Source organism: Nonomuraea sp. NPDC003804, from assembly GCF_040610675.1.
In the GTDB taxonomy this organism is placed as follows: domain Bacteria; phylum Actinomycetota; class Actinomycetes; order Streptosporangiales; family Streptosporangiaceae; genus Nonomuraea.
Genome location: NZ_JBEXMT010000027.1, coordinates 35,428 through 61,105, shown reverse-complemented (window position 1 = coordinate 61,105; position 25,678 = coordinate 35,428). Strand labels below are relative to the sequence as shown.

29 protein-coding genes and 1 pseudogene are annotated in these 25,678 nt (G+C 70.7%); 17 read left to right on the top strand and 13 right to left on the bottom strand.

The window, feature by feature from the left end; all coding sequences use genetic code 11:
- Window positions 1-27: 27 nt before the first annotated feature.
- Together ABZX22_RS31880 and add are read left to right on the top strand one after the other, a co-directional pair.
- Window positions 28-960: pseudogene (locus ABZX22_RS31880) on the top strand (RNA polymerase sigma factor); the annotation flags it as partial.
- 64 nt (window positions 961-1,024) lie between these two features.
- Window positions 1,025-2,014 carry an adenosine deaminase gene (add, locus tag ABZX22_RS31875; protein ID WP_354916126.1) on the top strand — a complete coding sequence of 330 codons (990 nt, stop codon included), beginning with the start codon at window positions 1,025-1,027 and terminating at the stop codon, window positions 2,012-2,014.
- Window positions 2,015-2,200: 186 nt separating this feature from the next.
- On the opposite strand, the gene ABZX22_RS31870 is transcribed toward add, so the two are convergent.
- On the bottom strand, window positions 2,201-3,052 hold the full coding sequence (locus tag ABZX22_RS31870) for an LLM class flavin-dependent oxidoreductase (protein WP_354916123.1): 852 nt from the start codon (window positions 3,050-3,052) through the stop codon (window positions 2,201-2,203).
- 64 nt (window positions 3,053-3,116) lie between these two features.
- On the opposite strand from ABZX22_RS31870, the gene ABZX22_RS31865 reads away from it, so the two are divergent.
- Window positions 3,117-4,460, top strand: a complete 1,344-nt coding sequence (locus tag ABZX22_RS31865) for an APC family permease (RefSeq protein WP_354916120.1) — start codon at window positions 3,117-3,119, stop codon at window positions 4,458-4,460.
- Window positions 4,461-4,570: 110 nt separating this feature from the next.
- Here the strand turns inward: ABZX22_RS31865 and ABZX22_RS31860 are convergent, their stop codons facing one another.
- Window positions 4,571-5,353: an ABC transporter permease gene (locus tag ABZX22_RS31860; protein ID WP_354916118.1), complete on the bottom strand. Its 783-nt coding sequence runs from the start codon at window positions 5,351-5,353 to the stop codon at window positions 4,571-4,573.
- On the bottom strand, window positions 5,350-6,276 hold the full coding sequence (locus ABZX22_RS31855) for an ATP-binding cassette domain-containing protein (RefSeq protein WP_354916115.1): 927 nt from the start codon (window positions 6,274-6,276) through the stop codon (window positions 5,350-5,352). The genes ABZX22_RS31860 and ABZX22_RS31855 overlap by 4 nt, the downstream gene beginning before the upstream one ends.
- Before the next feature lie 57 nt (window positions 6,277-6,333).
- Here ABZX22_RS31855 and ABZX22_RS31850 point away from each other — a divergent pair, with 57 nt between their 5' ends.
- The 4 genes from ABZX22_RS31850 (at window position 6,334) to ABZX22_RS31835 (ending at window position 9,650) form a co-directional block, all read left to right on the top strand.
- Complete coding sequence (locus tag ABZX22_RS31850) at window positions 6,334-6,906, top strand: TetR/AcrR family transcriptional regulator (RefSeq protein WP_354916112.1); 573 nt, start codon at window positions 6,334-6,336, stop codon at window positions 6,904-6,906.
- A 159-nt stretch (window positions 6,907-7,065) separates the two neighbouring features.
- Entirely contained in the window at window positions 7,066-8,280 is a 1,215-nt protein-coding gene (locus ABZX22_RS31845; protein WP_354916109.1) for a low temperature requirement protein A, read from the top strand.
- 303 nt (window positions 8,281-8,583) lie between these two features.
- Window positions 8,584-9,342, top strand: coding sequence for an SDR family oxidoreductase (locus ABZX22_RS31840; RefSeq protein ID WP_354916106.1), 759 nt, complete (start codon window positions 8,584-8,586; stop codon window positions 9,340-9,342).
- Between the two features lie 77 nt (window positions 9,343-9,419).
- Window positions 9,420-9,650, top strand: a complete 231-nt coding sequence (locus ABZX22_RS31835) for a hypothetical protein (protein WP_354916103.1) — start codon at window positions 9,420-9,422, stop codon at window positions 9,648-9,650.
- Between the two features lie 144 nt (window positions 9,651-9,794).
- Here ABZX22_RS31835 and ABZX22_RS31830 read toward each other — a convergent pair whose 3' ends face one another.
- Window positions 9,795-10,766, bottom strand: a complete 972-nt coding sequence (locus tag ABZX22_RS31830) for a hypothetical protein (protein ID WP_354916100.1) — start codon at window positions 10,764-10,766, stop codon at window positions 9,795-9,797.
- Between the two features lie 269 nt (window positions 10,767-11,035).
- On the opposite strand from ABZX22_RS31830, the gene ABZX22_RS31825 reads away from it, so the two are divergent.
- Entirely contained in the window at window positions 11,036-11,164 is a 129-nt protein-coding gene (locus ABZX22_RS31825; RefSeq protein WP_354916098.1) for a hypothetical protein, read from the top strand.
- Here ABZX22_RS31825 and ABZX22_RS31820 read toward each other — a convergent pair.
- The 4 genes from ABZX22_RS31820 to ABZX22_RS31805 form a co-directional block, all read right to left on the bottom strand.
- Entirely contained in the window at window positions 11,161-11,961 is an 801-nt protein-coding gene (locus ABZX22_RS31820) for a transporter substrate-binding domain-containing protein (RefSeq protein WP_354916096.1), read from the bottom strand. The genes ABZX22_RS31825 and ABZX22_RS31820 overlap by 4 nt on opposite strands.
- A complete protein-coding gene (locus ABZX22_RS31815) occupies window positions 11,958-13,286 on the bottom strand; it encodes a hypothetical protein (RefSeq protein WP_354916093.1) in 1,329 nt (442 codons plus the stop codon). Before ABZX22_RS31815 ends, ABZX22_RS31820 begins: the two co-directional genes overlap by 4 nt.
- 177 nt (window positions 13,287-13,463) lie before the next feature.
- Complete coding sequence (locus ABZX22_RS31810) at window positions 13,464-14,078, bottom strand: VC0807 family protein (RefSeq protein WP_354916090.1); 615 nt, start codon at window positions 14,076-14,078, stop codon at window positions 13,464-13,466.
- The gene (locus ABZX22_RS31805) at window positions 14,079-15,239 is read right to left on the bottom strand and encodes an alpha/beta fold hydrolase (protein ID WP_354916087.1); all 1,161 of its coding nucleotides are present in this window, start codon (window positions 15,237-15,239) and stop codon (window positions 14,079-14,081) included. It abuts the gene before it with no gap.
- A gap of 87 nt (window positions 15,240-15,326) precedes the next feature.
- Here ABZX22_RS31805 and ABZX22_RS31800 point away from each other — a divergent pair, with 87 nt between their 5' ends.
- Entirely contained in the window at window positions 15,327-15,890 is a 564-nt protein-coding gene (locus ABZX22_RS31800) for a TetR/AcrR family transcriptional regulator C-terminal ligand-binding domain-containing protein (protein ID WP_354916084.1), read from the top strand.
- A gap of 106 nt (window positions 15,891-15,996) precedes the next feature.
- Here ABZX22_RS31800 and ABZX22_RS31795 read toward each other — a convergent pair whose 3' ends face one another.
- Window positions 15,997-16,461 (bottom strand): luciferase family protein, encoded by a 465-nt coding sequence (locus ABZX22_RS31795; RefSeq protein ID WP_354916081.1) that lies wholly within the window; start codon window positions 16,459-16,461, stop codon window positions 15,997-15,999.
- 129 nt (window positions 16,462-16,590) lie between these two features.
- Window positions 16,591-17,169 carry an XRE family transcriptional regulator gene (locus ABZX22_RS31790; protein ID WP_354916078.1) on the bottom strand — a complete coding sequence of 193 codons (579 nt, stop codon included), beginning with the start codon at window positions 17,167-17,169 and terminating at the stop codon, window positions 16,591-16,593.
- A 124-nt stretch (window positions 17,170-17,293) separates the two neighbouring features.
- Here ABZX22_RS31790 and ABZX22_RS31785 point away from each other — a divergent pair, with 124 nt between their 5' ends.
- Entirely contained in the window at window positions 17,294-17,647 is a 354-nt protein-coding gene (locus ABZX22_RS31785) for a hypothetical protein (protein WP_354916076.1), read from the top strand.
- Complete coding sequence (locus ABZX22_RS31780) at window positions 17,647-18,933, top strand: MFS transporter (RefSeq protein WP_354916073.1); 1,287 nt, start codon at window positions 17,647-17,649, stop codon at window positions 18,931-18,933. Before ABZX22_RS31785 ends, ABZX22_RS31780 begins: the two co-directional genes overlap by 1 nt.
- Window positions 18,934-19,130: 197 nt before the next feature.
- Here ABZX22_RS31780 and ABZX22_RS31775 read toward each other — a convergent pair whose 3' ends face one another.
- Together ABZX22_RS31775 and ABZX22_RS31770 are read right to left on the bottom strand one after the other, a co-directional pair.
- The gene (locus ABZX22_RS31775) at window positions 19,131-19,979 is read right to left on the bottom strand and encodes an alpha/beta hydrolase (protein ID WP_354916070.1); all 849 of its coding nucleotides are present in this window, start codon (window positions 19,977-19,979) and stop codon (window positions 19,131-19,133) included.
- On the bottom strand, window positions 19,976-20,569 hold the full coding sequence (locus ABZX22_RS31770; RefSeq protein WP_354916340.1) for a WHG domain-containing protein: 594 nt from the start codon (window positions 20,567-20,569) through the stop codon (window positions 19,976-19,978). Before ABZX22_RS31770 ends, ABZX22_RS31775 begins: the two co-directional genes overlap by 4 nt.
- Before the next feature lie 796 nt (window positions 20,570-21,365).
- On the opposite strand from ABZX22_RS31770, the gene ABZX22_RS31765 reads away from it, so the two are divergent.
- The 6 genes from ABZX22_RS31765 to ABZX22_RS31740 are packed head-to-tail and all read left to right on the top strand — an operon-like array spanning window position 21,366 to window position 24,005.
- The gene (locus ABZX22_RS31765) at window positions 21,366-21,689 is read left to right on the top strand and encodes a hypothetical protein (RefSeq protein WP_354916067.1); all 324 of its coding nucleotides are present in this window, start codon (window positions 21,366-21,368) and stop codon (window positions 21,687-21,689) included.
- Window positions 21,686-22,267: a MauE/DoxX family redox-associated membrane protein gene (locus ABZX22_RS31760; RefSeq protein ID WP_354916064.1), complete on the top strand. Its 582-nt coding sequence runs from the start codon at window positions 21,686-21,688 to the stop codon at window positions 22,265-22,267. The genes ABZX22_RS31765 and ABZX22_RS31760 overlap by 4 nt, the downstream gene beginning before the upstream one ends.
- 55 nt (window positions 22,268-22,322) lie before the next feature.
- Window positions 22,323-22,901, top strand: coding sequence for a hypothetical protein (locus ABZX22_RS31755; RefSeq protein WP_354916061.1), 579 nt, complete (start codon window positions 22,323-22,325; stop codon window positions 22,899-22,901).
- Window positions 22,898-23,212, top strand: a complete 315-nt coding sequence (locus ABZX22_RS31750; RefSeq protein ID WP_354916058.1) for a hypothetical protein — start codon at window positions 22,898-22,900, stop codon at window positions 23,210-23,212. The genes ABZX22_RS31755 and ABZX22_RS31750 overlap by 4 nt, the downstream gene beginning before the upstream one ends.
- A 34-nt stretch (window positions 23,213-23,246) precedes the next feature.
- A complete protein-coding gene (locus ABZX22_RS31745; protein WP_354916055.1) occupies window positions 23,247-23,423 on the top strand; it encodes a hypothetical protein in 177 nt (58 codons plus the stop codon).
- 18 nt (window positions 23,424-23,441) lie between these two features.
- The gene (locus tag ABZX22_RS31740; RefSeq protein ID WP_354916052.1) at window positions 23,442-24,005 is read left to right on the top strand and encodes a hypothetical protein; all 564 of its coding nucleotides are present in this window, start codon (window positions 23,442-23,444) and stop codon (window positions 24,003-24,005) included.
- A gap of 289 nt (window positions 24,006-24,294) precedes the next feature.
- Here ABZX22_RS31740 and ABZX22_RS31735 read toward each other — a convergent pair whose 3' ends face one another.
- Window positions 24,295-25,623, bottom strand: coding sequence for a serine hydrolase domain-containing protein (locus tag ABZX22_RS31735; protein WP_354916049.1), 1,329 nt, complete (start codon window positions 25,621-25,623; stop codon window positions 24,295-24,297).
- Between the last annotated feature and the right edge of the window lie 55 nt (window positions 25,624-25,678).

Sequence of the window (25,678 nt, the reverse complement as noted above, 5' to 3'; positions counted from 1 at the left end):
ACTAAGTTTGGAAAGGAACGCATGACCGCGACCCTGACGGCCGAGGCCGTAGCCAGCCGCGACACCGTGAAGGACTATCTCAAGCAGATCGGCAAGGTCCCGCTGCTCACCGCCGAGCAGGAGATCGACCTGGCCAAGCGGATCGAGGCCGGCCTGTTCGCCCGCGAGCGGCTCGACACCGAGCCGGGCCTGCCCGCCGAGCTGCGGGCCGACCTGGAGTGGATCGCCGAGGACGGCGGGTGGGCCAAGCAGCGCATGCTGGAGGCCAACCTGCGGCTGGTCGTCTCGATCGCCAAGCGCTACACCGGGCGCGGCATGCTCTTCCTCGACCTGATCCAGGAGGGCAACCTGGGTCTGATCCGCACCATCGAGAAGTTCGACTACACGCTCGGATTCAAGTTCTCCACCTATGCGACCTGGTGGATCAAGCAGGCCATCACCCGCGCGATGGCCGACCAGTCGCGCACCATCCGCATCCCCGTGCACATGGTCGAGGTGATCAACAAGGTGGCCTCCGCGCAGCGGCGGCTGCTGGCCGACCTCGGCCGCGAGCCGACGCCGGAGGAGATCGCCGCCGAGGTCGAGATGGAGCCCGACAAGGTGGTGGAGGCGCAGCGCTACGCCCGCGAGCCGATCTCCCTGCACACCCCGCTCGGGGAGGAGGGCGACGCCGAGCTCGGTGACCTGATCGAGGACTCGGAGGCGCCCGGCCCGGTCGAGCAGGTCTCCTACACGCTGATGCGGCGCCAGCTGCTGCAGATCCTCGGCAGCCTGTCCGAGCGGGAGGCCGGGGTGATCTCGATGCGGTACGGCCTGGCCGACGGCCGTCCGATGACGCTGGACGAGATCGGCAAGGTGTACGGCGTGACGCGCGAGCGCATCAGGCAGATCGAGGCCAAGACGATGTCCAAGCTGCGCCACCCCTCTCGCGCCGAGGCGTTGCGCGACTACGTCGGCTGACGTCCCGCCGTACCGCCGGAAAAGCAGGTGTGCGCCTTGAGGAGGGCTCCGTAGGATCACACCAGTGAGAGACCCAGCAAGAGACCCGGTAAGAGACCCAGCAAGAGACCCGGTAAGAGACATCGCGCTGCTGCCCAAGGCCCATCTGCACGTCCACCTGGAGAGCACGGTCCGCCCTGCCACGCTGCGAGAGCTCGGGGTCCAGGCGCGGCGCCCGGATGTCTTCGCCGGTTTCCGGCCGTTCGCCGACTTCAACGCCCAGGTGCGCGGCGCCCTGCGAACCCCCGACCACTTCCGCAGGATCGCCCGCGAGTTCTGCGCCGACGAGGCCGCCCAGGGCACCCGCTACGCCGAGGTCACCTTCACCGCCGCCGCCCACGGCGAACGGCTCGGCGACCTGGAGATGCCGCTGCTGGCCGTGCTCGAAGGGCTGGCCGAGGGCGAGGCCGAGCACGGCATCACCTGCCGGCTCATCCTCGACCACTCCCGGCGGCGCCCCGCGGAACGCCTGTGGCAGACGCTCAAGCTGGCCACCGCCCACGACGAGGTCATCGCCATCGGCCTGGCCGGCGACGAGAGCTTCCCGCTGGCGCCCTTCGCCGACGTGCTGGAGGTGGCCAGGGAGGCGGGGCTGCACCTGGTGCACCACGCGGGCGAGACCGCCGGGCCCGACAGCCTGCGCGAGGCGCTCGACGTGGGTCACGCCGAGCGGATCGGCCACGGCATCCGCGTGCTCGAGGACCCCGACCTGGTGGCCGAGCTGCGCGAGCGTCGCGTGCCGCTGGAGGTGTGCCCGTTCTCGAACGTGCTGCTCGGCATCGTGCCCTCGCGCGCCGAGCACCCGCTGCCCCGCCTGCGCGAGGCCGGCCTGGTCGTCACCCTCAACACCGACGGGGAGACCTCGCTGCTGCGGGAGTACGCCGACGCCCGCGACAGCGACGAGACGCTCGCCGAGCTGGCCGCGGCCACCGTCGCCGCCTCCTTCGCGCCCGAGGCCCTGAAGGCCGAGCTGCTGCAGGGGATCGCGGCCTGGCTCGCCACCCCCGCGGGATGAGCGGGACACGGCTTGTCGCGCCGGCCAGGTGAGCGCGGCGGAAGCGCACGGCTTCGCGTACCAGCGGGATGAGCGGGACACGGCTTGTCGCGCCGGCCAGGTGAGCGCGGCGGAAGCGCACGGCTTCGCGTACCAGCGGGATGAGCGGGACGCGGCTTCTCGCGCCGGCCGGGTGACCGTGGACCGTCAGCGCACGGCTTTGCGCACCAGCGGGATGACCTCGCCGGCCAGCAGTCCGGCCTGATCCCCCGGGCCGGTAGGGGCGAGGCTGAGCGTGCTGAACCCCATCGCGGCGAAGCCCGCCAGCCGTTCGGCGACCGCCTCGGCGGGGCCCGAGACCATGCCGGGCCGCCCGAGATCCTCGCCGACGTGCACGACGACGTGGTAGGCGCACGTGGGGGCCGGCCGTCCGGCCCGTTCGGCGGCGGCCAGCACCTTCTCCCGCATGACGACGGCCTGCTCGGGCGGCGCGAACCCCAGCGAGGGGATCCACCCGTCGGCCAGCCGTCCGGTCAGCTCCAGTGCCCGCGGCCCGAACGTGCCCAGCCAGATCGGGATCCGCCGCGACGGCTTGGGCTCCAGGTCGGCGGCGTCGGTGTGGAAGAGCCTGCCCGCGAAGGTGAAGGCGGGCCGCTCCCACAGCCCCCTGGTGATGTGGATCGCCTCCTCCAGGCCGTCGATCTTCTCCCTGGTGGTGGGCACCCGCAGCCCGAACGCCCGGAACTCCTCGTCGGAGTGCCCGCCGCCGAGGCCGAGGATCAGCCGGCCGCCCGACAGCCGGTCGAACGTCTCGGCCATCTTGGCCACCATCGCCGGCGGCCGGTACGGCACGCCGAGCACTCTGGTCGCGATGCGGATCCGCGAGGTCGAGGCGGCGATCCACGACAGCAGCGTCCAGGTCTCGAAGCTGGGGGCGGCGCCGCACGGGTGGTCGCTGGTGGAGACGAAGTCGAAGCCGAGCTCCTCGGCGCGCACGGCGGCGCGCACGGGGTCGTCGCCCGGGTGAGCGTCGGCGGGGATGTTGAGGCCGAATTCCATGGTTGTTGATGTATCAACATTACTGGCGGGTGTCAACATCACCGGAGCCGGGCAGGGCATCCACATGACAACACCCCCAGCCCAGGTGTCTCTCAAGCGCGCCATCGGACCGAAACTGCTGGTCTTATTCATCGTCGGCGACATCCTCGGCACGGGCGTCTACGCCCTCACCGGGACGGTCGCGGGCAGGGTCGGCGGAGCGCTGTGGATCCCGTTCCTCATCGGCTTCGTGATCGCGCTGTTCACGGCCATGTCCTACGTCGAACTCGTCACCAAGTACCCCAGAGCGGCGGGCGCCGCCCTCTACACCCAGCTCGCCTTCAGAAAGCCGTTCCTGACGTTCATGGTGGCCTTCGCGGTCATGTGCTCGGGCCTCACCTCGGCCAGCGCCGCCGCGCGGGCCATCGGCGGCAGGTACCTGCAGCAGTTCGTCACCCTGCCGTCGGTCGTGGTGGGCATCATCTTCATCGTCGCCGTCGCGGCGCTGAACTACCGGGGCGTGTCGGAGTCGGTCAAGACCAACATCGTCTTCACCCTGATCGAGCTGACCGGCCTCATCATCATCATCCTGATCGGCGTCTACGCGGTCGCGACGGGCGCGGGAGAGCCGTCGCGCCTGGTGCAGATCAGCGCCGAGGACTCCGGCGGGCTGCTGCTGGCGCTGCTGGGCAGCACGGCGCTGGCCTTCTTCGCCTTCGTCGGGTTCGAGGACTCGGTGAACATGGCGGAGGAGACCCAGGACCCCGCGCGCAACTTCCCGCGCGCGATCTTCCTGGGCGTGGCCATCACCAGCACCATCTACATCCTGGTCGCGCTGACGTCCTCGCTGCTGGTCGACGCCAGCGTCCTGAAGGAGTCGGACGGGCCGCTGCTCGAGGTGGTCAAGGCGGGCGGGCTCGGCTTCCCGCCGCAGCTGTTCGCCGCGATCGCGATCTTCGCCGTGGCCAACTCGGCGCTGATCAACATGATGATGGCCTCACGCCTGGTGTACGGCCTGGCCAACGAGCGGGTCATCCCGGCCCGGCTCGGCATGGTGGACCCGCGCCGCCGTACCCCCGTCGTCGGGATCCTGTTCACCACCGCGCTGGCCATCGGTCTCATCTCCACCGGTGAGATCGCGGGGCTCGGCGAGACCACGGCGTTCCTGCTGCTGTGCGTCTTCGCCGTGGTGAACGTCGCGGTGCTGGTGCTGCGCAGAGAGCAGGTCGAGCACGCCCACTACCGGGCGCCGACCGCGCTGCCGGTGATCGGCGCGGTCATGGCGGCCGTGCTGGCCAGCCCGCTGACCGGGCGGCCGGGCACCGTGTACGTCACGGCGGGCGTCCTGCTCGGCATCGGCGTGCTGCTGTGGCTGGTCAACTGGGCCTTCACCCGCCGCCAGCGGCAGCGGGAGGAGGAGAACGCCTGAGCCGGCGGCCATGCCGTACCGGCTGAGCCATCACCCCTGAGCCCCCCTGAGCCCCCCCTGAGCCGGCCGTGCCGTACCGCGACCTGCGCGCGGTACGGCACGGCCCACGGTCACCGGCTCAGTCGCCGGTAGGCGCGTGCCGACAGCGGCAGGAACACCAGCGTGATGGCCACCGGCCAGGCGACGGCCAGCAGCAGCGCGTGCTCCGCCGCCCACGACTCACCCGCGAACCCCGGATTGCCGAACAGCCGCCGGCAGGCGGCGACCGTCGCCGAGAGCGGGTTCCACTCGGCCAGGAAGCCCAGCCACCCCGGCATCTGCGCGGGGGAGACGAACGTGTTGGCCACCATGGTGAGCGGCAGCATGAGCATCCAGGACGCGCCCGCCGCCTCGGGGGTCAGTTTCAGCCCGGCGAAGATGCCCACCCAGATGAGCGAGAAGCGCAGGAGCAGCAGCAGGCCGACGGCGGCCAGCGCGGCCGTCGGCCCGTTGTGCCAGCGCCAGCCGACCGCCACGCCGCACGCGATGAGCACGGCCAGCTCCAGCGCCGAGCTCACCATGTCCGACAGGGCCCGGCCGAGCACCACGCCCGTCTGCGAGACCGGCATCGAGCGGTACCTGTCGGTGACGCCCCTGGAGACCTGGGTGGTCATGGTGATCAGCGTGCTGGTGACGCCGACGGCCATCGTCTGGCCGAACATGCCGGGCATCAGGTACTCGCGGTAGTCGCCGTCCGTGCCCGCGACGGCCATCGCGCTGCCGAAGACGTAGCCGAACAGCAGCACCATCACGATCGGGTACAGCAGCTGGGACAGGATGGCGGCGGGGTTGCGCACCCAGTGCAGCAGGTACGCCCTGGCGATCACCCAGCCGTCGGTGAGCGCGTGTGTCATGCCGTCACCTTCAGGAACACCTCGTCCAGCGTGGGTCGGCGCAGGGCCACGTCCTCGACCTCGATCCCCTTGGCCGCCAGGGCGCGCATGACCTCGCCGAGGGCGTGCATGCGGTCGGTCACGGGCGCGGTCAGCCTGCGGGTGTCGGGGTCGGCCGCGGGAGGGCCGAAGGCGGCCAGGACGTCACAGGCCTCCGGCAGGTCCCGCGCATCACGCAGCACCAGGTCGAGCTGGTCGCCGCCGATCGAGGACTTCAGCCGGTCGGGCGTGTCGTCGGCGATCACCCGTCCCCCGCGCAGCACCGCGATCTGGTCGGCGAGCTGGTCGGCCTCGTCCAGGTACTGGGTGGTGAGCAGCACCGTGCAGCCGTCCGCGACCATGGTGCGCACGGCCTGCCACACCTCGGTGCGGTTGCGCGGGTCGAGCCCGGTCGTCGGCTCGTCGAGAAAGAGGACCCGGGGCGCCTGGATGAACGTGGCGGCCAGGTCGAGGCGGCGGCGCATCCCGCCGGAGTAGTGCTTGATCCGCTTGTCCGCGGCCTCGGCGAGCCCGAACTGCTCCAGCAGCTCGTCTGCCCTGCGCCGGGCCCGCCTGGCGTCGAGGTGATAGAGCCTGCCCCACATCACCAGGTTCTCCCTGCCGGTGAGGATCTCGTCGACGGCGGGCTCCTGGGAGGCCAGGCCGATGACCCGGCGGACCTGCGCGGGCTGGGCGGCCACGTCGAAGCCGGCCACCGTGGCTCTGCCGCCGTCGGCCCGCAGCAGCGTGGTCATGACGCGCACGGCCGTGGTCTTGCCCGCGCCGTTGGGTCCGAGCAGCCCGCACACCGTCCCTTCCCGCACGGCCAGATCGAACCCGTCGAGCGCGGCAGCGTCGCCGAAGCGCTTGGTCAGCCCTTCGGCGACCAGAGAATAGGAGTTCATTGTTTTAGAGTGAGACGTCAATGTCCCAAAGTCAAACGATGATGTTAGGGTCTGGGAGTGAGTACTTCCGGGACGGAGTCCGGCACCCGAAGCCGTACGCGCCGCGCGATCCTGGCCGCCGCGGCCGCCACGCTCGCCCGCGACCGCAAGGCGACGCTCGCCGACATCGCCGAGGCCGCCCAGGTCGGCCGCAGCACGCTGCACCGCTACTTCGCCGACAGGAACGAGCTGATGGCGGCCGCGATCGTCGACTCCTTCGGCGCGGTGGAGGACTCCGTCCGCGCGGCCGCGATCGACCAGGGGCCGGCGCTCGAGGCGATGCGACGCCTGATCGCGGCCATGGTGGAGTCCGGCGACCGGCTGGCGTTCCTGTTCGGCGACCCGCACGTGCTGGAGGAGTTCACCGACCGCTTCGAACCCGACATGTCGGTGCCGACCACCCTCGACCTGATCAAGCGCGGCCAGGAGGAGGGCGTCTTCGACCCGGCCGCCAGCCCCGAGTGGATCCAGCGCGTCATCTGGGCGCTGACCTACACCGGCTGGGAGGCCGCCGAGAAGGGGGAACTGCCGCGCCACGGCATCACCGCCACGGTGATCCGCACCTTCGAGAGCGGGGTGGTGGTGACCTGAGAACGCCGGCGACCGACGCCGGAGGCGGCATGGGCACGCGCTCGCGGCCGCTGTCACAGATCGCACTACTGTCCTGTCCTTGAGATGGACCGGACATCGCGCAGTGACAGGAGCCTGACCGTGCCACCAGCCAGTACCACCCTCCGGATTCGAGTCCGGATGAGCTCGCGTCCCATCGACGAGCCACATCGCGTTTCAAGCCAGCTGGAGCTGCTGTTCGACCTCACGTTCGTGGTCGCGGTCGCCGCCGTGACCGCGCAGTTCGCGCACGGCATCGCCGACGGTCACGGCCTGAGCGAACTGATCCCGTTCCTCCAGGTGTTCTTCGCGATCTGGTGGGCGTGGATGAACTTCACGTGGTTCGCCTCGTCCTACGACACCGACGACGTCCTCTACCGGGTGCTGACCATGGTGCAGATGGCCGGGGTGCTGGTGCTGGCCGCCGGCGTACCCGCCGCGATCGGCCGCTCCGACCTGGGGATCATCACGCTGGGCTACCTCATCATGAGAGCCGGGCTCGTCGCGCAATGGCTGCGGGCCGCTCTGGAAGATCCGGCCAGCCGCCGCACCGGTTTCCGTTACGCGGCCGGCATCGGCCTCGTGCAGCTGGGCTGGCTGCTCCGGCTGGCGCTCGTGGCGGCGGGCGTCGTCCCCGCGTCGTTCCAGCTGCCGCTCTTCGTCTGCCTGGCCGTCCTGGAGTTGGCGGTACCGCGGTGGGCGGAGCGGGAAAGGGCCACCAACTGGCACCCGCACCACATCGCCGAGCGGTACGGCTTGTTCACGATCATTCTGCTGGGTGAGAGTGTCCTGGCCGCGAGCCGGGGAGTCGAAGGCGCGCTCGAGTCGGGCCAGATCAGCGGTCCCCTTGTCGTCGTCGCCGGGTCCGGTCTCGTCCTGCTGTTCGCGCTGTGGTGGCTGTACTTCCTCATCCAGGCCGGGGCCGGGCTCAGTGACCGCCGTCACCGGTCCTACTGGTGGGGATACGGTCACTACGGCATCTTCGCGGCGCTCGCGGCTCTCGGCGCAGGGCTCGAGGTGGCCGTGGAGCAGAGCGGGCACCAGGTGGCGGCATCACCGCAGGCGATCGGCTACGCGGTGGCCGTCCCGGTCGGCGTGTATCTCGCACTGCTGTGGGCGGTGCACGCGCTTGCCGTCGCGGAGCCGGTCATCTCAGTCGCCGCTGTGGTGGGCTGCGTCGCAGCCGTCCTGCTGCTGCCGCTCGGGACGCCGTGGATCGGCGTGGCCGCCGTGGTCGCGCTGGTCGCGGCCATCTGCGTCGTCCTGGTCGCCGTCACGCTCTGGAGCGCGGCCGTCGCGGCCCGCGCCGGCGCGCAAGATCGTGGTCCGCGGTTCACAGACTCACGCGAGTCGTGAAGCAGACTCACCCGCGGACGGCAGGCGCGGCCAGAGGACCATCCCGCTCTGCGGGTCGACCTCGTCTGGTCCTGGATCGGTGGAGCGGGAGGCTGACCTCCGCTGAGGTCGCGGCGTTCATGCGTGAGATCTCGACCGCGGCAAGCTCGTCGAACAGCTCGCACGCCGTCCAGCCGGTCCCGGGTCCCTGACCTGATTTCCGGAGAATTTTCGCGGTTGTTGTCACAGGTGTGGGGGGTGTCTTGTCTTAGCCGGTGACCGGGTGGCGCACGGGTGCCGCTGATGGACAGGAGGAGGTTCGCGATGAAGGTCGTCGTCGTCGGTGGGACGGGTCTGATCGGATCGAAGCTGGTGACCAAGCTGGGGGGACGTGGCCATGAGGCGGTGGCCGCGGCGCCGAACACCGGGGTGAACACGCTCACCGGAGAGGGGCTGGCCGAGGTGCTGGCGGGGGCGCAGGTGGTGGTCGACGTGTCGAACTCGCCGTCGTTCGAGCCGGCCGCGGTGATGGATTTCTTCGTGACCTCCACGCGGAACCTGCTGGCGGCGGAGGCGGCGGCCGGGGTCGGCCATCACGTGGCGGTGTCGGTGGTGGGGACCGAGCGGATGCCGGAGAACGGCTACTTCGCGGCGAAGATCGCTCAGGAGCGGTTGATCGAGACCTCGGGGGTGCCGTTCTCGCTGGTGCACGCGACGCAGTTCTTCGAGTTCGTGCGGAGCATCGCGGACGAGGCCACGGCGGAGGGCAAGACGCGGATCGCGCCGGTGCGGTTCCAGCCGATCGCGGGTGACGAGGTGGCGCAGGCGGTCGGCAGGGTCTCGGTGGGCACCCCGCTGAACGGCCGGCTCGAGGTGGCCGGACCGGAGCAGGTCCGGATGGACGAGTTCTTCCGCGAGGCGCTGGCGGCGTGGGGCGACGCGCGCGAGGTGGTGACTGATCCGCGGGCGCGCTACTTCGGCAGCGTGCCGGGCGAGCGGACCCTGGTGCCGGGTGAGGGCGCTGTGCTGGGCAAGGTGCGATACCGCGACTGGCTCGACCAGAACGCCGCCGCCGGCCACTGATGGCCGCCGGTCAGATCGCCGTCCGGCTGATCCACGCGATCAGCCGGACATCCGTTCCAGCCACGCATGGAGGAAACATGAGCACGTCCGACAGCGAGAACGAGTTCCTGCACGAGCTTCAGATCGAGGTCGAGGCCGAACTGACCATCGTCGAGGCGAGCCGTCCGGAGGAGGAGATGCGACTGCCGGCCACCGAGTGGCGGTTCGATCCGACAGACGTCGAACGCGCGGAGATCGGGCTGCGGGGCTTGCGTGACGCGGTCGAGGCGCTCGAGGACGACATCCGGCCCGGCGGTCACGTCGCCTGAGACACGGATCGACACGCTCGACAGCCTGCGTCAGCACCTGCAGTGGGCGGCCCCGCCCGGACACGCCGGACATGCTGCCGCCGTACCCCCGGACCCTGCACGTGGGGCAGGGCCCATGCCGCTCGATCCGGCGCCGCATGGCGCTCACCGTGTCACAACCGTGGCGTCATCGGGGCCTCGTCGGGGCCGGGTCATGCTGCGCGGGTCCAGGCCGACGGCCCGGTGCTCGGGTATGCCGCCCGCGAGGGCGGCCTGGGTGAGCGCGGCGCCGACCCACTCCTGGTCGACAGGTTTGCCGTCGTCGCGGCGAAGGATCGGTTCCGTGGCCGCCCGGTCGTGGCACAGCGCTCTCACCAGTGCGCGAACGGCCGAAGGCACCGGGTAGGCGACGATGTCGTCACGACTGGTGTGGATCACGATGACCAGGTGCTCGCCATCGCCGTCGGCGACAACGCGGAAGTCCTGCGGGGCGACGTCGGCCAGCACGTCCCCGCAGGCGCCGGTGGCCTCCAGCAGCCCGACCGCGGCCGCCTCGGCCGATCGGCCGTCGGCTGCCAGCCGGGCGATGCCGCGGCGCAGCAGCCGGCGTTCGTCCCGGGTGAGCACGCCGGGGGCGGCGCTGTCGCCGCCCTCGGCCGCTTTCGGGTCGGCGTGCCGAGAGGCTCGCAGGGCCCCGCTTCGCCAGGCGAAGGTGTACAGCGAGGTGAGGACGGCACGCTTCCTGGCCACCGTGGTGCCCGACAAGGGTTTGGGCGTGCTGAGGCCGCCGGCGCGCGCCGCCGCGCAGTAGCGGTCCACCTCGGCTCCGGTGACGGAGAGCAGGCCGAGACCTGGCTCGGTGGCGCGCAACCAGCGCAGGAACGCGGCCACCACCCGCAGCCGGGTCTGCCTCGCGGCAGGGGAGGGGGTGCTCTGCAGCCACGCCGTCACCGTCTGCCGGCTGAGTTCGTCCAAGGTGTCGACCACCTCGATGTCGGCACCGCTCACCGTGCCGCCGTCACCGGGACGGCGGCGCGGCCGCAGGCCGGGAATCTGCCCGACACCCCTGACCATGGGAATGGGCGTCTCCAGCGAATCGGGAACACCGCGGCGGTGCAGGTCAGACGGGCCAGTCATGCCATGGATCATCTCATGGCGGAACGCCGTGATCTGCCCCGATCTGCTCGCCGGCGACGGCATGTGCCGCATGTGCCCGCGCGAGGAGCCTGTCGAGGAGGTCGAGCGCGCCATGCCCCGTATCGGCACCGCATGGACAGATCATGACGGAACAAGGTCAGGCCTTCTCTTCATGGGTCGGCCAGGCGGGGATCTTGCACGGCTCTCGCGCCGGAGTGTCGAATGGGATCGGCACACGGGCGAGACGTCGGCAACCCCTTGGAGGGGCAATGAGGCCGTTGGCCATCGCAGTGGTGGCGGTCCTGACGGTGGCGGGCTGCGCGGCACCGAGGGCCGGGCGCGCCAAGCAGGCGCTCGTCGACAGGTTCAGCGCGCAGATCGCCGGGCCGCCTGACTAGGAGCAGCCCTCGAACTGCGGGACCGAGACCACCGACAGGTCGATGCCCGACCTGCCGAACCACTTGTCCAGCAGCATGTGAGCCGTGCCGTCCTGGTACATCCGGGTGATGGCCCGGTTGAGCTCCTCGCAGCCGTCGACGTCGCCCTTGCGGACGCCGATCGACGTGCGTTGCTCGTTGAAGGTGGCGCCCACCAGGTGCAGGTCGACGCCCGGCCTGGTGAGCAGCCCGGCCAGGATCTGGCTGTTGGTGGAGATGGCGTCGATCCTGCCATCCTTGATCATCTCCAGGCAGACGTTGTAGTCGGGTGCCGCGACGACGACCGCCTTGACCCGGCGCTCGTCGACGATCCGTTGGGCGATGTTCGTGCCGCGCACCCAGCAGATCCGGCGGCCCGCCAGGTCACGGACGTCGCGGATGACGCCCTTGTCGGCCGGCCGTACCGCGATGTCCTGGAAGTCGACGTGGTACGGCCCGGCGAAGTCGATCACCTTCTTCCGCTCCGGAGTGACCGACATGTGGGCGAAGACCAGGTCGGCACGCCCGTCCGTGAGCACGGTGAGCTGGTCGCCGGCCTTGATCTCCAGCCAGCGGATCCGCTTGCCCAGCCGGGACACCAGATCCTTGGCCACGTCGATGTTGAAGCCGTCGTAGGCGCCGTCCTGCCGCTTGAAGCTGATCAGCGGGACGTCGGAGCGGATGGCGACGACCAGCTCGTCCTTGTCCACGAGGGATTGCGGTCGCGCGGCGCCGCAGGCGGTGAGCAGCAGGATCAGGCAGATCAGCACTCTTGTCACCGGTACTCCCTGAGTCGTGGCCAGACGCCGGCCAGGACGAGCAGGGCGCCGGCGGCCAGCCCGGCGGGGATCGAGCGCCACAGCGTCTCCAGGGCTCCGTCGCCGCTGTCGATGGCGCGCTCGAAGTCGGACTCGTGCCGCCGGACCAGCTCCTCCAGTACCTTGTCGTAGCTCTCGTAGGTCTGGGTGAGCTCGCCGTCCCAGAACGTGATCGCCGCTTCGGCCGGCATGGTCCGCATCCGCGCGTCGGCCTGCTGGAACCTCTGGTAGACGGCGAAGAGCCGGTGCCGGTCCCGGCCCGTCAGGCCGCCGAGCAGTCCCTGGAAGTCGGCGTGCAGCCTGCTCTGGTAGTCGGGCAGGCTGGTGGACTCGACGGCCGCGACGGTCCGGGACTTGTCCAGGAAGGTGTGTTCGTAGGTGTCCCTGCGGAAGCGGTCGAGCAGGTAGCGGCTCTGGTCCGCGTGCATGCTCTTGCTGATCGCCCGTGCTCTGCTCAGGGTGAGCACCGAGTCGAAACCGCGGCGCTTGGCCTCCTCCAGCGCCTGGCCCTGCCGGTTGAGCAGGGCCGTGCCGGTCACCAGGCCGGCCGCGGTGAGCACGGTGGCCACTACCAGGGCCGGTGCGAAGACCCGGCGGAACCTGCTGGTCAGGTAGGCCTGCAGGCCCAGCAGGCAGGCCAGCGCGAGCAGCCCGGTGACGATGACGGCGGTGCGGGCCAGCGAGGTGGCCGAGCGTTGGGCGTCGTGCGCGCGCCTGACGATCGTCCCGGTTTCCAGGGTCAGGTTGTAGGCCTGGGGGAGCAGTTCGCGATGCATGAGGTCGGTGGCCTGCTGGTAGGCCGCGACCACGTCGTCGGGCGGCTGTCCGGCGGTGTGCCCGGATTGCGCGTCCAGCAGCCGGGCCCGGGCCGCCAGCCGTTCGTAGCGGCCCAGCCCCTCGATCAGCGACTCGACCGTGCGTTGCTCGGCGGGGTCGTCCATGGCCAGCCGGTAGGCCTTGAGCAGGCTCTCGGAGATCTCCAGCCGCCGCTGGTCGTAGCCGGTCAGGTCGGCCTGCCGCTGCGGGCCGTACTCCCTGCCCAGCAGCAGGGTCTCGGCCACCAGCGCGTCCATCTCCGACATCTGCCGGTGCAGGCCCGTGGTGGCCAGCACCTGCGGCCCGGCGTCATGCCCGATGACGCGCAGGCTGGAGCCCGTGCTCGCCGCGCCGGCCAGGATCGCGCCCAGCAGCAGCGCCAGCGTCAGCAGGGACAGCCCGGCCAGCGTGCGCACCCGCCCGGAGACCGACTCCTTGCGCCGGACCGGGGGCGTCGCCGTCACGGTCATGGCCTGCTCCGGCGGGAGACGCCGGGATCGTGGGCGGGCACCGCGCCTCCCGAGATCGACTCGTGCTGGGAATCCGAGCATGGCCGCGGGCGCGACAGGCCGCAAGAGGGGCTGCCGGCGGCGCTGTCGAGAAGAGGCCGCGGCCGGCGCCCGCCCGTGATCGGCCGGGGCGGCGGATCACGCGGCGGGGCGGGTCCTGAGCTCGCCCCGCTTGCCGTACCAGGCACTCCACAGGCCGAGGAGCGCCATGGTGCCCAGCAGCATGACGGTGGAGACGGTGACCATCACGTCGGTGGGCAGCAGGTAGACGAGCGGGAGCCGGGCGGCGGACTCGGCCAGCATCGCCACGCCCCACACCAGCGTCATCACCACGTAGACCCGGCGGAACCGCGGCTCGGCCGCGTACAGGACGTCCCACCGCGCGGCCGTCTCCGTGTCTTCGGCGCCGAAGCGCTTGGCCACGGCGAAGGCGGCGGGGCGGCCGGCGATGACGGTGCCGAGGAAGATCACGCCGACCGCGGCGGTGGTCACGGACTTGAGCGCCAGGATGAACTTCTCGTCGCCCGTCATGAGCGAGAGGACCAGGCCGATCGCGAAGATCGACGAGGTGAAGGCGGCGAATCCGTCGAGGCGCCGCTTGCTGACGGCCACGTACCCGACGCGGAGCAGGCCGACGCAGCTGGCGGCCAGCATGGCGAGGTACTCGCCGACGCCGAGCGCCCGGCCCGCGTAGTAGGCGGCGACCATGGGCGCCACGTCCCACAGGACCACGGAGACGATCGAACGGTTCATTCAGAGAACCTCCTCCAGCCAGGTGCCGATCCGGGACATGGCCAGGCGCTGTGCTCCTGCCTGGCAGTGCGCGTCGCCGCCTTCCTCCTCGGTGAACTCCAGGAAGGTCTTGTCGCAGGTCAGGCGTTCGAAGAGCTGCTCGGGCTGGCCGCGGAAGAAGTGGTCGTCCTGGGCCGCGCACACGAGCGTCGGACAGGTGATGCGTTCGGCGATCCCGTCGCGCAGGTGGTAGTCGAAGAGCGTCGCCGTGTACTCGCGCGGGCTGCCTGCCCCGGTCACCCACATCCCGTGGGTGCACGCCCAGCGCACGCCCGGGTCGGTCGCCATGAGCCGTTCGAGGACCGCATCCGCTTCGGGGCCGGCCAGCGTGCTCCTGGCCAGCTCCCTGTCGCCGCCGAAGTGTTCCGTGGCCTTCGCGCCCATGTCGTAGACGCCGTCGAGTGCCACCAGCGCCTTGATCCGAGGCTCGAACGCCGCCGCCCGAGGAGCGAGCATGCCGCCCAGGCTGTTGCCGAGCAGCCCGACCGGGCCGCCGGCCCTCAGGTCGTGCTGCAGGAAGTCGAGGACCGGGCCGACCACGTTCTCCCAGTCGGGCCTGAACACCAGCCCCTGCCGGTGCATCGGGCCTGGCTGGCCGGGGCCGTCGAAGGCCAGCACGTTGAAGCCGCGCTCGAACAGCGCCGCCGCGGCGACGAAGTGCATCTCCTCCGCGCTGCCGTCGAACCCGTTGTGCATGACGACGGTACGGCCGGCGCCCGCGTCGTAGTAGTAGCCCGGCAGCGTCGTGCCCTCGTAGGGGATCTCCACGGGTGCCACCTCGGGCAGCGCCTTCCTGAAGCACTCGACCGCCCGCTCGTAGGCGCTGGCGATCCGCGCGTCCGCGGGGTCGCCGTGCAGGAAGAACTCGGCCGACCTGTAGTAGTTGGACGCCCGCAGGAACCCGTCCCTGGCGCTGATCCCGCGGCTGCGCTCCGCCTCGGCGGCGACCCGGTCGGCGGTCGCGCGCCACTCGTCGTGCCAGCTGTCGTAGTCGCCCTCGACGATGCGCTGCGCGGTGACCAGCACCTCGCCGAAGTCGGCGCCGCCGTACGCGATGTGGCCGAACATGCGCAGCGTCTCATACCAGAACGTCTCGTCCTTCTCGAAAACGATGGGCCGCACCACGCCTCCTTAATGCGAGAAATTTCGTGATTAAGGTAAGCCCTGATGCATCGCTAACGCAAGAGGCTTCGCGTTAAGATGGTCGGCATGACCACGCAACGACGCCCCGGCGGCCGTACGGCACGCGTCCGCGTCGCCGTGCACGAGGCGGTGATAGCGCTGCTCCAGGAATCGACCTGGGACGAGCTGACGATCGCCAAGGTCGCCGAGCGGTCAGAGGTGCACCAGGCGACCATCTACCGCCGCTGGGGGAGTGTGACCGGCCTGGTCGACGACGTGGTCATGGAGCTGCTGCGCCGTACGTCCCCGATCCCCGACACCGGGACGCTGCGGGGCGACCTGGAGGCCTACGCGGTCCAACTGGCCCGGGACATCGCCGCCCCGACCGGGCGCCTCTTCCTGCGCGCGGCCATGGTCGGCTCCGGCAACGCCGAGGACCGGATCTATCTGATCGAGCGCGGCGTGCAGCTGCAGGCCATGCTGGACCGCGCGAAGGAGCGAGGCGAGCATCCCCCCGCGCTGATCGAGCTCATGGAGATCGTCCAGGCCCCGGTCTACTTCCACGCCATGTTCTTCAACGCCCCCATGGGGCCGGACCAGGCCAAGGCCCTGGTGGACCGGCTCCTGCGGCTCGGCGGCCGACCCTCCTGACGCCTGCCGTCCTCGGCCGCCTCGGGCGACCGTCCACCGGCGGGCTCGCGCCGTGCGGATGCGGCGCGGATCGGTGCGGACCGGCGCGCCCGGGGGCGCGGTCCGGTCACTCCTCCTCGAGCGACGCCTGGCGCCAGGAGGCCCGCAGTGCGGTGCCGACGACGGACAGTTCGTCCTCGTCGCGAGGGGCGTACAGCATGACGATCGTGTCCGGCCATTGCGGGCGCAGGCTGATCGGGTGCGGTTCGGCCCAGCCCGCCGCCACCAGCGGGGCGATCATCGGCTGAGGAAGGGTGAGGTGCAGGAAGCCGGCGCGATGGATGTGGGCGAACTCGTCCGGGCTGGGGTGCAGGAACGCCTCCCACGGCCCGGCGGGCCGATGCAGCCGCAGCGCCAGCGAGGCGGGTTCGGAGACCTGGCTCGGCCCGAGGAACACTCCTGGCAGGGCGCGGGCCTGTTCGATCAGCGCTTCCCGGATCGGTGCGGGAGAGAACTGGTCGATCTGGTCATGCGGGATCTCCAGCCCGGTGGTGGCCGGCCTGGGTCCCGATCTCTTCGGTGGGTCAAACATGAGGTACCGCACTTTCTGTGCGTTGGTTATGTTCTGTGCGCACCTCGAGAGTCTGGTCCACCATGCATCCATGACGGAAGAAGGCACTTCAACCCGCCCACCGCACACCGATGTGCGTGTGCTCCCGCGTCAGCGCCGTGAGGTGCGCAGGTGGATGCGTTCACCCTGCTTCCCGAAGAGGCTGAGTACTTCGACGCTGCCGCGGCCGGCGGCGCCGAACCAGTGCGGAATCTGGCAGTCGAACTCGGCTGCTTCGCCGGCTCCCATGATGAAGTCGTGGTCACCCAGTTTCACGCGGAGCCGTCCGCGGAGGACGTAGAGCCATTCGTAGCCCGCGTGGGTGCGCAGGTGGGGCTCTTCGTCGTGCGCTGGAATGGTCATCTTGTACGCGCGTGGCTCTCCCTGATGCCGCGACAACGGGATCAGCACCCGGCCGTTCTTTCCGGTGGGCTGCTGCGGCACGCGCGGATCGATGATCCGGGGTGCGGCGACGATCTCGTCGAGGGGGATGCCCAGCGCCGCGGTGATCGGCAGGAGAAGCTCGAGGCTCGGCTTGCGCTGGGCTGATTCCAGCCGGGACAGCGTGCTGGTCGAGATGCCGGTGGCGCGCGCGAGGTCGGCCAGGCTGATGCCCTTCTTCTCGCGGGCGCGTCGCAGCCGGGGAGCGATCTGGTCTATCACGGCGCTGACGGTCGGCTGCTCGTCCATGGGATGCAGTCAACCAATGTGTCCCGGAATCAGCAATGGAGTTTGTTGATTTCGGTCAGATCTCCCGATCCTCTCGGTGGAGGTGATCCGCATGGACGCAACAACGGATTCAACGAGCGGATCGGTGTCAGAGGTGCTGTGGGACACGGTCATCGTCGGCGGTGGAGCCGCCGGCCCGCGGGCCGGGTTCGTGCCCGCGAGAGCACGGTTCGCGGCCCCGGTCGTCGGCGGCGGTCAGCCAGGGAACGGGCCCGCCGACCACCCGCACGGGTACCTGACCAGGGACGGGGTCCCTGGACTCGGCGCCGCCGATTCCCCCGGTGCCACGCATGTCTCGGAGATCTGGGCAGGCGGGAACGAGGTCAACCCCGGGGCACACGTCGTCGCCGCCATCGGCATGACCGGCCGGCTGCACGAACGGGAGCCGGCTGCCGCCGTCTCGCCTGGTGGCGGGCTCGACGCCGGGGGTGCGATCTGATGGCCGGCATCACCGCGGAGACGCCCAGGAACACTCGCTCCGACCGGTTGCCTGCCGGCGTGTACCTGCTCAGTTTCAGCCTGTTCGCCATGGGAACCGCGGAGTTCCTGCTGGCCGGCGTACTGCCGGCGGTGGCCGCCGACCTGGAGGTCACGCTCTCCTCGGCCGGGTTCCTGATCACCGCGTTCGCGCTGGGCGTCGTGATCGGCGGGCCCCCGTTCGCCGTGCTCAGTCTGCACTGGCCGCGCCGTACCGCGCTGGTGGCGACCCAGGGCCTGTTCGCGGTCAGCATCGTCGTCGGCCTGCTGGGCGACTACCAGCTCCTGCTGCTGACGAGGGTGGTCGCGGGTATCGCCTACGCGGGCTTCTTCGCCGTCGCGTCGGTGACCGCGATCAGCCTGGTGACGCCGGACCGGAACGCCCGCGCCTCCGGAGTCGTGGTCAGCGGGCTCAGCGTGGCCATGGTCGCCGGCGGCCCCGCGGGCACGCTGCTCAGCCACTTCATCCAGTGGCGCGGCGGCTTCTGGGCCGTGGTGGCTCTGACCGTCGCCGGGATCATCGGTTGCCTCCTCGGGCTTCCCGCCGCCGACTCCGACGGCAACCGGCCCGCCGAGCCGAGTGTTTCGCGGGAACTGGCCACGATGCGGAAACCGATGCTGTGGGGCATCTACGCGATCACGATCCTGACCACCGCGGCGTACATGATCACGTTCAACTATCTGGCGGCCATGCTCGCCGACATCACCGCCATCCCCGAGGTCTGGATCCCGGCGATCCTCGCGCTGTTCGGGGTCGGCGCCTTCGTCGGCCTGTCCATCGGCGGCCGCATCTCCGACAAGCGCCCGCACGTCGCACTCCTCACCGGCGCGTCGGCGATCGTGATCCTGTCGGTCGTCATGGCTGTCGTGATTCAGCAGGCCTGGGCGGTGGTGCCCACGGTGTTCCTGCTCGGCGTCGCCGCGTTCGTGCTGAACCCCGCCGTCTACGGACGCGTCTTCGCTCTCGCCGCCGATGCGCCGACCCTCGCCGGCGCCACCACCGTGTCGGCATTCCAGCTGGGTATCAGCATCACCCCGGTTCTGGCGGCGGTCTCCCTGACGCAAGGGGCAGCACTCACGTCGGTCTGCCTGATCGGCGCCGCCCTCGCCGCGGCCGCGCTACCCCTCATTCTCCTGGACCGGGCGCGACAGGCCCGCCCGGCGGCTGACCCGACCTCAGCCGCCGGCCGTTCGGCCCACGAGGAGGTCGCCACGGCCCGCCCGGACCCTGAAAGGAACCAGCGGTGACCCGTCCGAACGCCTCGCCACGGCGAGCACAGGCGGCTGACCCGACCTCAGCCGCCGGCCGTTCGGCCCACGAGGAGGTCGCCACGGCCCGCCCGGACCCTGAAAGGAACCAGCGGTGACCCGTCCGAACGCCTCGCCACGGCGAGCACAGGCGGTCCGCCTGACGGATCACCGGTGTACGGTCCGGGGACGGGCGCTCAGCCGTACGACTGGACGCTCAGCACCTTGCGGAGCAGCTCGCCGAACTCGGCGGGGTGCGTGCTGAGGCCGGTGTGCCCGCCGGGGAAGTGGACGAGCTCCGTGCCGAACCGCTCTGCCAGGAAGGCGGCGGGACGGTAGGGCAGCTCACCGCGTGAGTCCGTTCCGCCTGCGAGCACGAGCCGGTCCGACAGGGCCTTCAGCCGATCCACGTCCGGGGCGTAGGCCATGAAGGTCGGGATGATGCGCCCGATGAAGTAGGGCATGTCGGCCATCGTTCGTTCGGCTCGCTCCTTCGCCTGCGGCGGCAGCTCGGTGGCCTGAGCGTCGACGGGATCGGCGCCGGGCCGCCTGAGACCGGCCGCGAGCAGGGCCGCCGCGGGCATCAGCCCGTCCCGCAGGAAGGTGTCCTGGACGCGGGCGAGCAGCGCGCGATGCTCGGCGGCGTCCGGCAGCACCTCGACCACCGGCGGCTCGTGCGCCACGACGCGTTCGATCCGCTCGGGACGGGTGGCCAGCAGGTGCAGCGCGACGATCGCCCCCGAGCTGCAGCCGACCACGCGGGCGGGCGCGGCTGGAGACAGCAGCTCCAGCAGCTGGAACGCGTCGTCGGCGTGCTGGGCGACCTGCTGCCGGGCCTCCGGGTCGTCCAGCGGGCTGCGGGACAGGCCGCGCGGGTCGTAGGAGGCGACGGTGTACTCGGCGGCCAGCTCGTCGGCGACGCCGTCGAAGGAGGCCGCGCCGCCCGTGCCGCCGGGGATCAGCAGCAGAAGGGGGCCCTTCCCACGCACCTCGTAGCGCAGGGTGGCGCCGTCGACGCGCAGGTGGCTGATGGTCGGGCCGGTCATGTCGGGTCTCCTTCATGGTATGCGGGCCAGTGCTCCAGGAGGTCGTGCAGGGCGTCGAGGCAGCGGACCCAGGAGTCCTCGGCCGGGCGCGCGTGCGCGAACCCGCCCGCGGCCTCGAGGCCGAGGAACCCGTGGAACATGCTGCGCATCAGCCGGACCGCGTCGGTCAGGGCGGGCTCGTCCAGCGCGTACGCGCGCAGCATGCTGTAGGTCAGCTCGACCGCGCGTCGTGGCCCGGGCGCTCGGGCCAGGAGCTCGGGATCGATCTCCGTCGGGATCTGCGTCGCCGTGTACCGGCCCGGATGGTCGTGGGCGTACTGCCGCCAGGCGTTCGCGTACGCCACCAGCGCATCCTTTCCGGCCCGCCCGGCGGTGGCCTCCGCGATGCGGATGGACTTCTCGTCGGCGGCGAGCAGCGCGATCCGCCCGCGCAGGTCCGCCAGGTGACGGACGTGCGCGTAGAGGCTGGCGTCTTTCACCCCGAGTCGTCGCGCCACCGCCGACATGGTCACGTGGTCGAACCCGACCTCGTCGGCCAGCTCGGCACCGGCGAGCGTCACCCGATCCGCCGTCAACCCGGCCCGCGCCATGCGCACACCACCGTCCCTAGAGTCATTCGGATTTGCCTAGTGATCCTAGGTTATATCTTGGGAGTCAAGGGTTGCGCAACAAGCCGCATGGCGACCGTCGCCGACACGGACATGTGGCCGCATCAGCCCTGGCGGGTCGCCCTGGTGACCCGGTGCGGATCATTGCGGACCACAGAAACTCCGCGGCGGCCCGGGGATGAAAAAGGCGCATCGTGTCCGTCCTGATGTGCCGCCCTATTCGGTTGCCGGTAAATCCGCATGTCACGAGCGCTGCGAGGCGAATGCATTAGGCGGTCGGCGCTGAAATGGATCCCTGGCTTTTCCGGCCCGTGGTTCCAGCCGCACGGGACCATGTCGTGCCCTGGGCTTCGGATTTCAGGGTGGAACGGATCCGGGGCGCGCGTGACCGGCTTCGACAGCCGAAGATCGTCGGGTCCGGGTGGTTCGGTGTCGTACGGGACCCCGTCGACCTGGGTGCGAGAGAGCGGCATGCGAAGTGATCATGCTGTGACCAGGCAGATTATCGTCCGGGAATGAGAATGGGCGCGATTCGAATCGATGGTGAAAACAAGTTGACCTTCAGTGTTGACGAAGATCAACCCGTGTGATCACATGAGTGAGGTTATCGATTCGGTGCTCAGGGGGTTCGGTCAAATCGTCTGCAGGGAGAATGAGGAGAACTGTGGAAACGAGAAATCTGCAGCCTTCGTACGTCCTCCGAGGATTCAAGTTCCAGTTCCGGACGGAAGGGCCTGAGGCCCCCGGGTTCGGCACCCTGGAAAACCAGATCGCACTCGTGTACACGCGTGGCTCCGGTCGCGAGGAGCAGGCCTCACCGCTGGTGGTCTGTTTCGTCGCCGAGCCGGGCCGCACCTTGGAGGGCACGGAGAACCGTCCGGGAATCGCTGTGGACCTCGGGATTCCCGGGGCGAGCGCCGTCTACCACGACGGCCTGTGGATGTTCACCGGACCTGACGGCGACCGGTATTGGGCGCCGAACGCGCACTCGGTGACGGTCAACGCCCCGGGCGGCACCTATGCGCTCAGGGCGCCGCGCGACGTCGGGGCCGACGAACTCGTCAAGGTCGCCAGGTCCCTCCCGGAGCTGGTCTCGTCTTGAGCGGCTCGGGGCAGTGGGTCGTCGTCCTCCAGACGGCGATAGGTTTCCAGCTGGTCTTCGCCGCCCTCATGAAGGCGGGAGGGGGTGTCTCGCTGTCCCCTTTCCTCGAAGCCATGGCGGTCCCTCCTGTCCTGGTGCGGATCTCGCGGGGGGCGGTCCCCCTCTGTGAGGCGGTCGTGGGGCTCGGCCTCATCGCCGGAACGGGATGGTGGGCGGCCCTGGGAGCCGCCGGACTGTCCCTGGGATTCACCGCCGTCCTGGTGAACGCCGCCCGTCTGGGCGTCTCTGAGAGTTGCCGATGTTTCGGAGCGCTGGATTCCGGTGTCCCGACATCGGTCAGCGCTGTCCGGGCGGCCGTTCTTCTCGCGGGGAGTCTCGTTCTTCTCGCGCTGTCGACGGGCGGCCCCGGAGCGTCGGTGGGCGGCCAGGGCGCGACGTCGCCGATCACCGACCCGACGGCCCTGCCGGCCGCGTTGACCGGCGTGCTGCTCGGGGTGGCCTGCATCGCCTGTTTCGCACTGCTCGGGCGGACGATCCAGTTCGAAAGGTTCCGCTCGACGCTCAGAGGGAGCAGGTGACTCCCGGCGGTTCCGCTCCCGCCGCTGCCGGATCGAGCACGAGGTGCACATGAGTATGTTGTTCGTGATTTCGTATGTCGTTCTGTGGGTTCTCGTCGCTGTGCTGGTGGGCGCGGTGTTCGCTCTCTACCACCACTTCGGGCAGATGTACATGACCAGTCCGGAGGGACGGGTCGCGCACGGTCCCGACGAGGGGAGCCTCTTCCCGGCCCTGGACGCGAGGGATCTGGACGGCGCAGCCGTGACGCTTCCCGCGCAGGACCGTCCCTTCATCACGGTGTTCGCCTCCACCGGATGCACCCTGTGCGGTGCCCTGCGATCGGTGCTGCGGAGGTTCGCGGCGGAGCACCCCGACGTCCTGGTGGTGGTCATCTGCGACGGCCATCCCCGCGCGGTTCGTGAATGGGCCGGTGACCTGGCCTCCGTGATCCGCGTCGTCCCCGATCCCCGAGGCCGTATCGCCGCCCGGTACGAGGTCGGCCTGACCCCGTTCTCGGTCGCGGTCGGCCATGACGGCCGGGTGCGGTCACGCGGGATCGTCAACGGCCTCGACGGCCTGGAACTGGCCGCCCACGAGGCCACCCAGCTGACAGTTCTGTCCGCGCCCACAGAGGAGAGGAGCACTTCCCGATGAAACGACTGCTCACCTGGACCGCGTCGAGGGTCAACCGCCGCCAGGTGCTGCGTGGGGCCACCGCGGCCGCTTTCGGAACCCTTGCCGGGCTGACCGTCGGGCAGTCGCCCGTGCAGGCGGCGGTGTGCACCGGGCCGTTCGGGAGCGGCTACTGCGGATCGAGCAGATGCTCGGGAAGCGACTGCCTCAGCAGCGCGGGGTGCAGCTACTACAACGGCTGCGGCGGAGGCGCCTGCTGGTCGTACTCGCCCGGTTACTACTGCTGCGACTGCAAGTGCGGGGGAAGCTACTGCTACTGCAACGGCCGATGACCGGCCTGGTCGTGATCAGTCCAGGAGGGGTCTTATGCGGTTGACGGTTCCGCTGAGCCCCAGGTGGTCGGTCGCCGGTCCCGCTCTCGTGGCGGGCGTCGGCGTCAGCGCCGTGACGTTGTCCGTCCCCAGGGTCGCCGACGGCTGGGAGATTCCGCTGCTGGCGCTGCTCGGCATCCTGAGCGGCATCCAGGGGCTGCAGACGCCTTGAGGCGGTAACGCGGTCCACGTGATCGCGTCTCCTCCGGTCCGGGGGAGAGAGCAACTGAAGGCGTTCGCGGTCGCGGCCTATGCCGCCGGCCTTCCGCTGGGAGCGCTGGCGACCGCGACCACGGGTTACCTGCTGGGCGAGGTCACGGGCGGGCTTCCGGCGTGGGCGCTCGGCGGCGTGGCCCTGGTCCTGGCGCTGGTGGCCGGCGGGCTCCTGCCGGTACGGCTGGAGGGCAGCCCGTGGCGGGTCCCGCGGCACTGGGTGGCGCTCGGCCCCATCCCCTACGCCGGAGTCTTCGGCGTGGCGCTCGGGACCGGGCTCGCCACCGCCCTGTCGTCGCCGGGCCTCTACCTGCTGGTGCTGTGGCCACTGGGCGCGCCGAACTGGTGGCCGGCCGTTCTTCCGTTCCTGGGTGTCGCGGCGGGGCGCGCCTTCCCGCTGGTGCTGATCGCGGCGCGATCCTTCAGCCGCGGCAGGCATCCTTCCGCCGACCTGCGCCGCTTCTCCCGGTGGGCGGGACGGCTGGACGTCGCCGAGACGGTGATTCTCATCATCCTGGCGGCGGTGTGGATCGGGGCCTGAAACCCGGCCCCTGACCGTACGGCTCGCAGCCTCGTGGGGAGGGCGCGAGCCGTACGGCATCGCCCCCGGCCACCCGGCCGCTGCGGCTGACCGTCACTCGGGACAGCCGATGGCCGACCTGCTGGAGGACCGCCACGAAGTGGCCCTTGGCGGCGTCGGCGCGTGCTCGGGTTCCACGACATCGACAGGGCCGGGTGCCGCCGGATCGGGTGTACCTCGGGTCGTGGGTGGGGGGACGTGGTCGCGGCACCTCAGGAGCACGTGAGCAACCGGTCGACTCTGCCGCGGATCACGATGTCGGGATCCGCCGGGCGGCCCTGCCGCCCAGGTGCAGGAAGGCGATCTCACCCGCGTCGTCGCGAAGGAAGCGGCCCACGACGCGCCGCGGGTCGGCGGCGATCGTCACCTCGTCACCGCCCTCGACCAGCGCCAGCGGCAGGTCCGGCATGCCCTCCACCCCCGCGCTCACCAGTTCGGGCCGCAGCACGAACCGCGCCGTCAGGTTCTCGTCGACCTCGAAGGTCCACTGCCCTGCGTCGTAGCCGCCCGCGTACTCCGGCGCGGGCGCGCGCAGCGCCAGCCGTACGGCCTGCGGCTTCGCGCCGAGCAGGTGCTCGAGGCACCAGTCGGTCACCAGCGCGCCCAGCGCCTTGCCGGGCGCGGAGTTCGTGAGCGTGGTGACGGCGAAGCCGTGCTCGGGCGCCAGCACGAACGTGGACAGCTGCAGGTTGCCGATGTTGCCGCCGTGCGTGACCAGCCGCACGCCCGCCTGCTCCTCCAGCAGCCACGGCAGCCCGATGCCGGTCCACGGCGCCCCGACCCGCACGTGCTCGGCCCGCATCAGCTCCCTGGTGGCCGCCGAGATCGGCGCCTCGCCGTCGGCGCCCAGGTGGAAGGCGGCGTAGCGAAGCTGGTCGCGCACCGACGAGACCAGCCCGCCCTCGGCCATGCCCTCGCGGAACAGCCCCCACGTGTGCGCCACCCGCGGGCCGTCCTCGCGTACGGCGTGCCCGACCGCGTGCGCCCGCGTCGCGACCTCCCAGGGGAAGAAGAAGCTGGAGCTCATGCCCAGGGGTTCGAGCACGATGCGCCTGACCGCCTGCTCGTACGGCTCGCCGCACACGACCTCGACGATCCGGCCGAGCAGCCGGAACCCGGCGTTGTTGTAGGAGGCGAGCGCCCCGGGCGGGAAGAGCTGGGGCAGCCGGTCGTAGGTGCCGATCGAGTCGGCCAGCGCCGAGGTGTCCCAGCTCTCGCCGTCGTCGATGTCGCCGAGGAATCCGCCGGTGTGGGTCAGCAGGTGCCGGACGGTCAGCTCGTCCGCGGCCCGCTCGTCGGCGAGCCGGAAGCCGGGCAGGTACTGCCGCACGCGCCCGTCCAGGTCGAGCCGGCCGCGTTCGACGAGATGCATGGCCGCTGTCGCGGTGACCGTCTTGGTGGTCGACCCGATCTGGAACAGCGTGTCGCCGGTCACGGGGGCCGGCGCGTCGACGCTGGTGACTCCGGTGGTCAGGATGTGCTGCACGCCGTCGGCGAGCACGCCGACGGCGGCACCGGGGACGTGGCGGGATGTCGCCTCGCTGTCGAGCAGGCGCTGCAGGGGAGTGAGGTCGGTCATCGGTTCATCCTGCTGACTGCGGGAGCGGCGGGCTTCGTCGGCCCGCACCATTTCC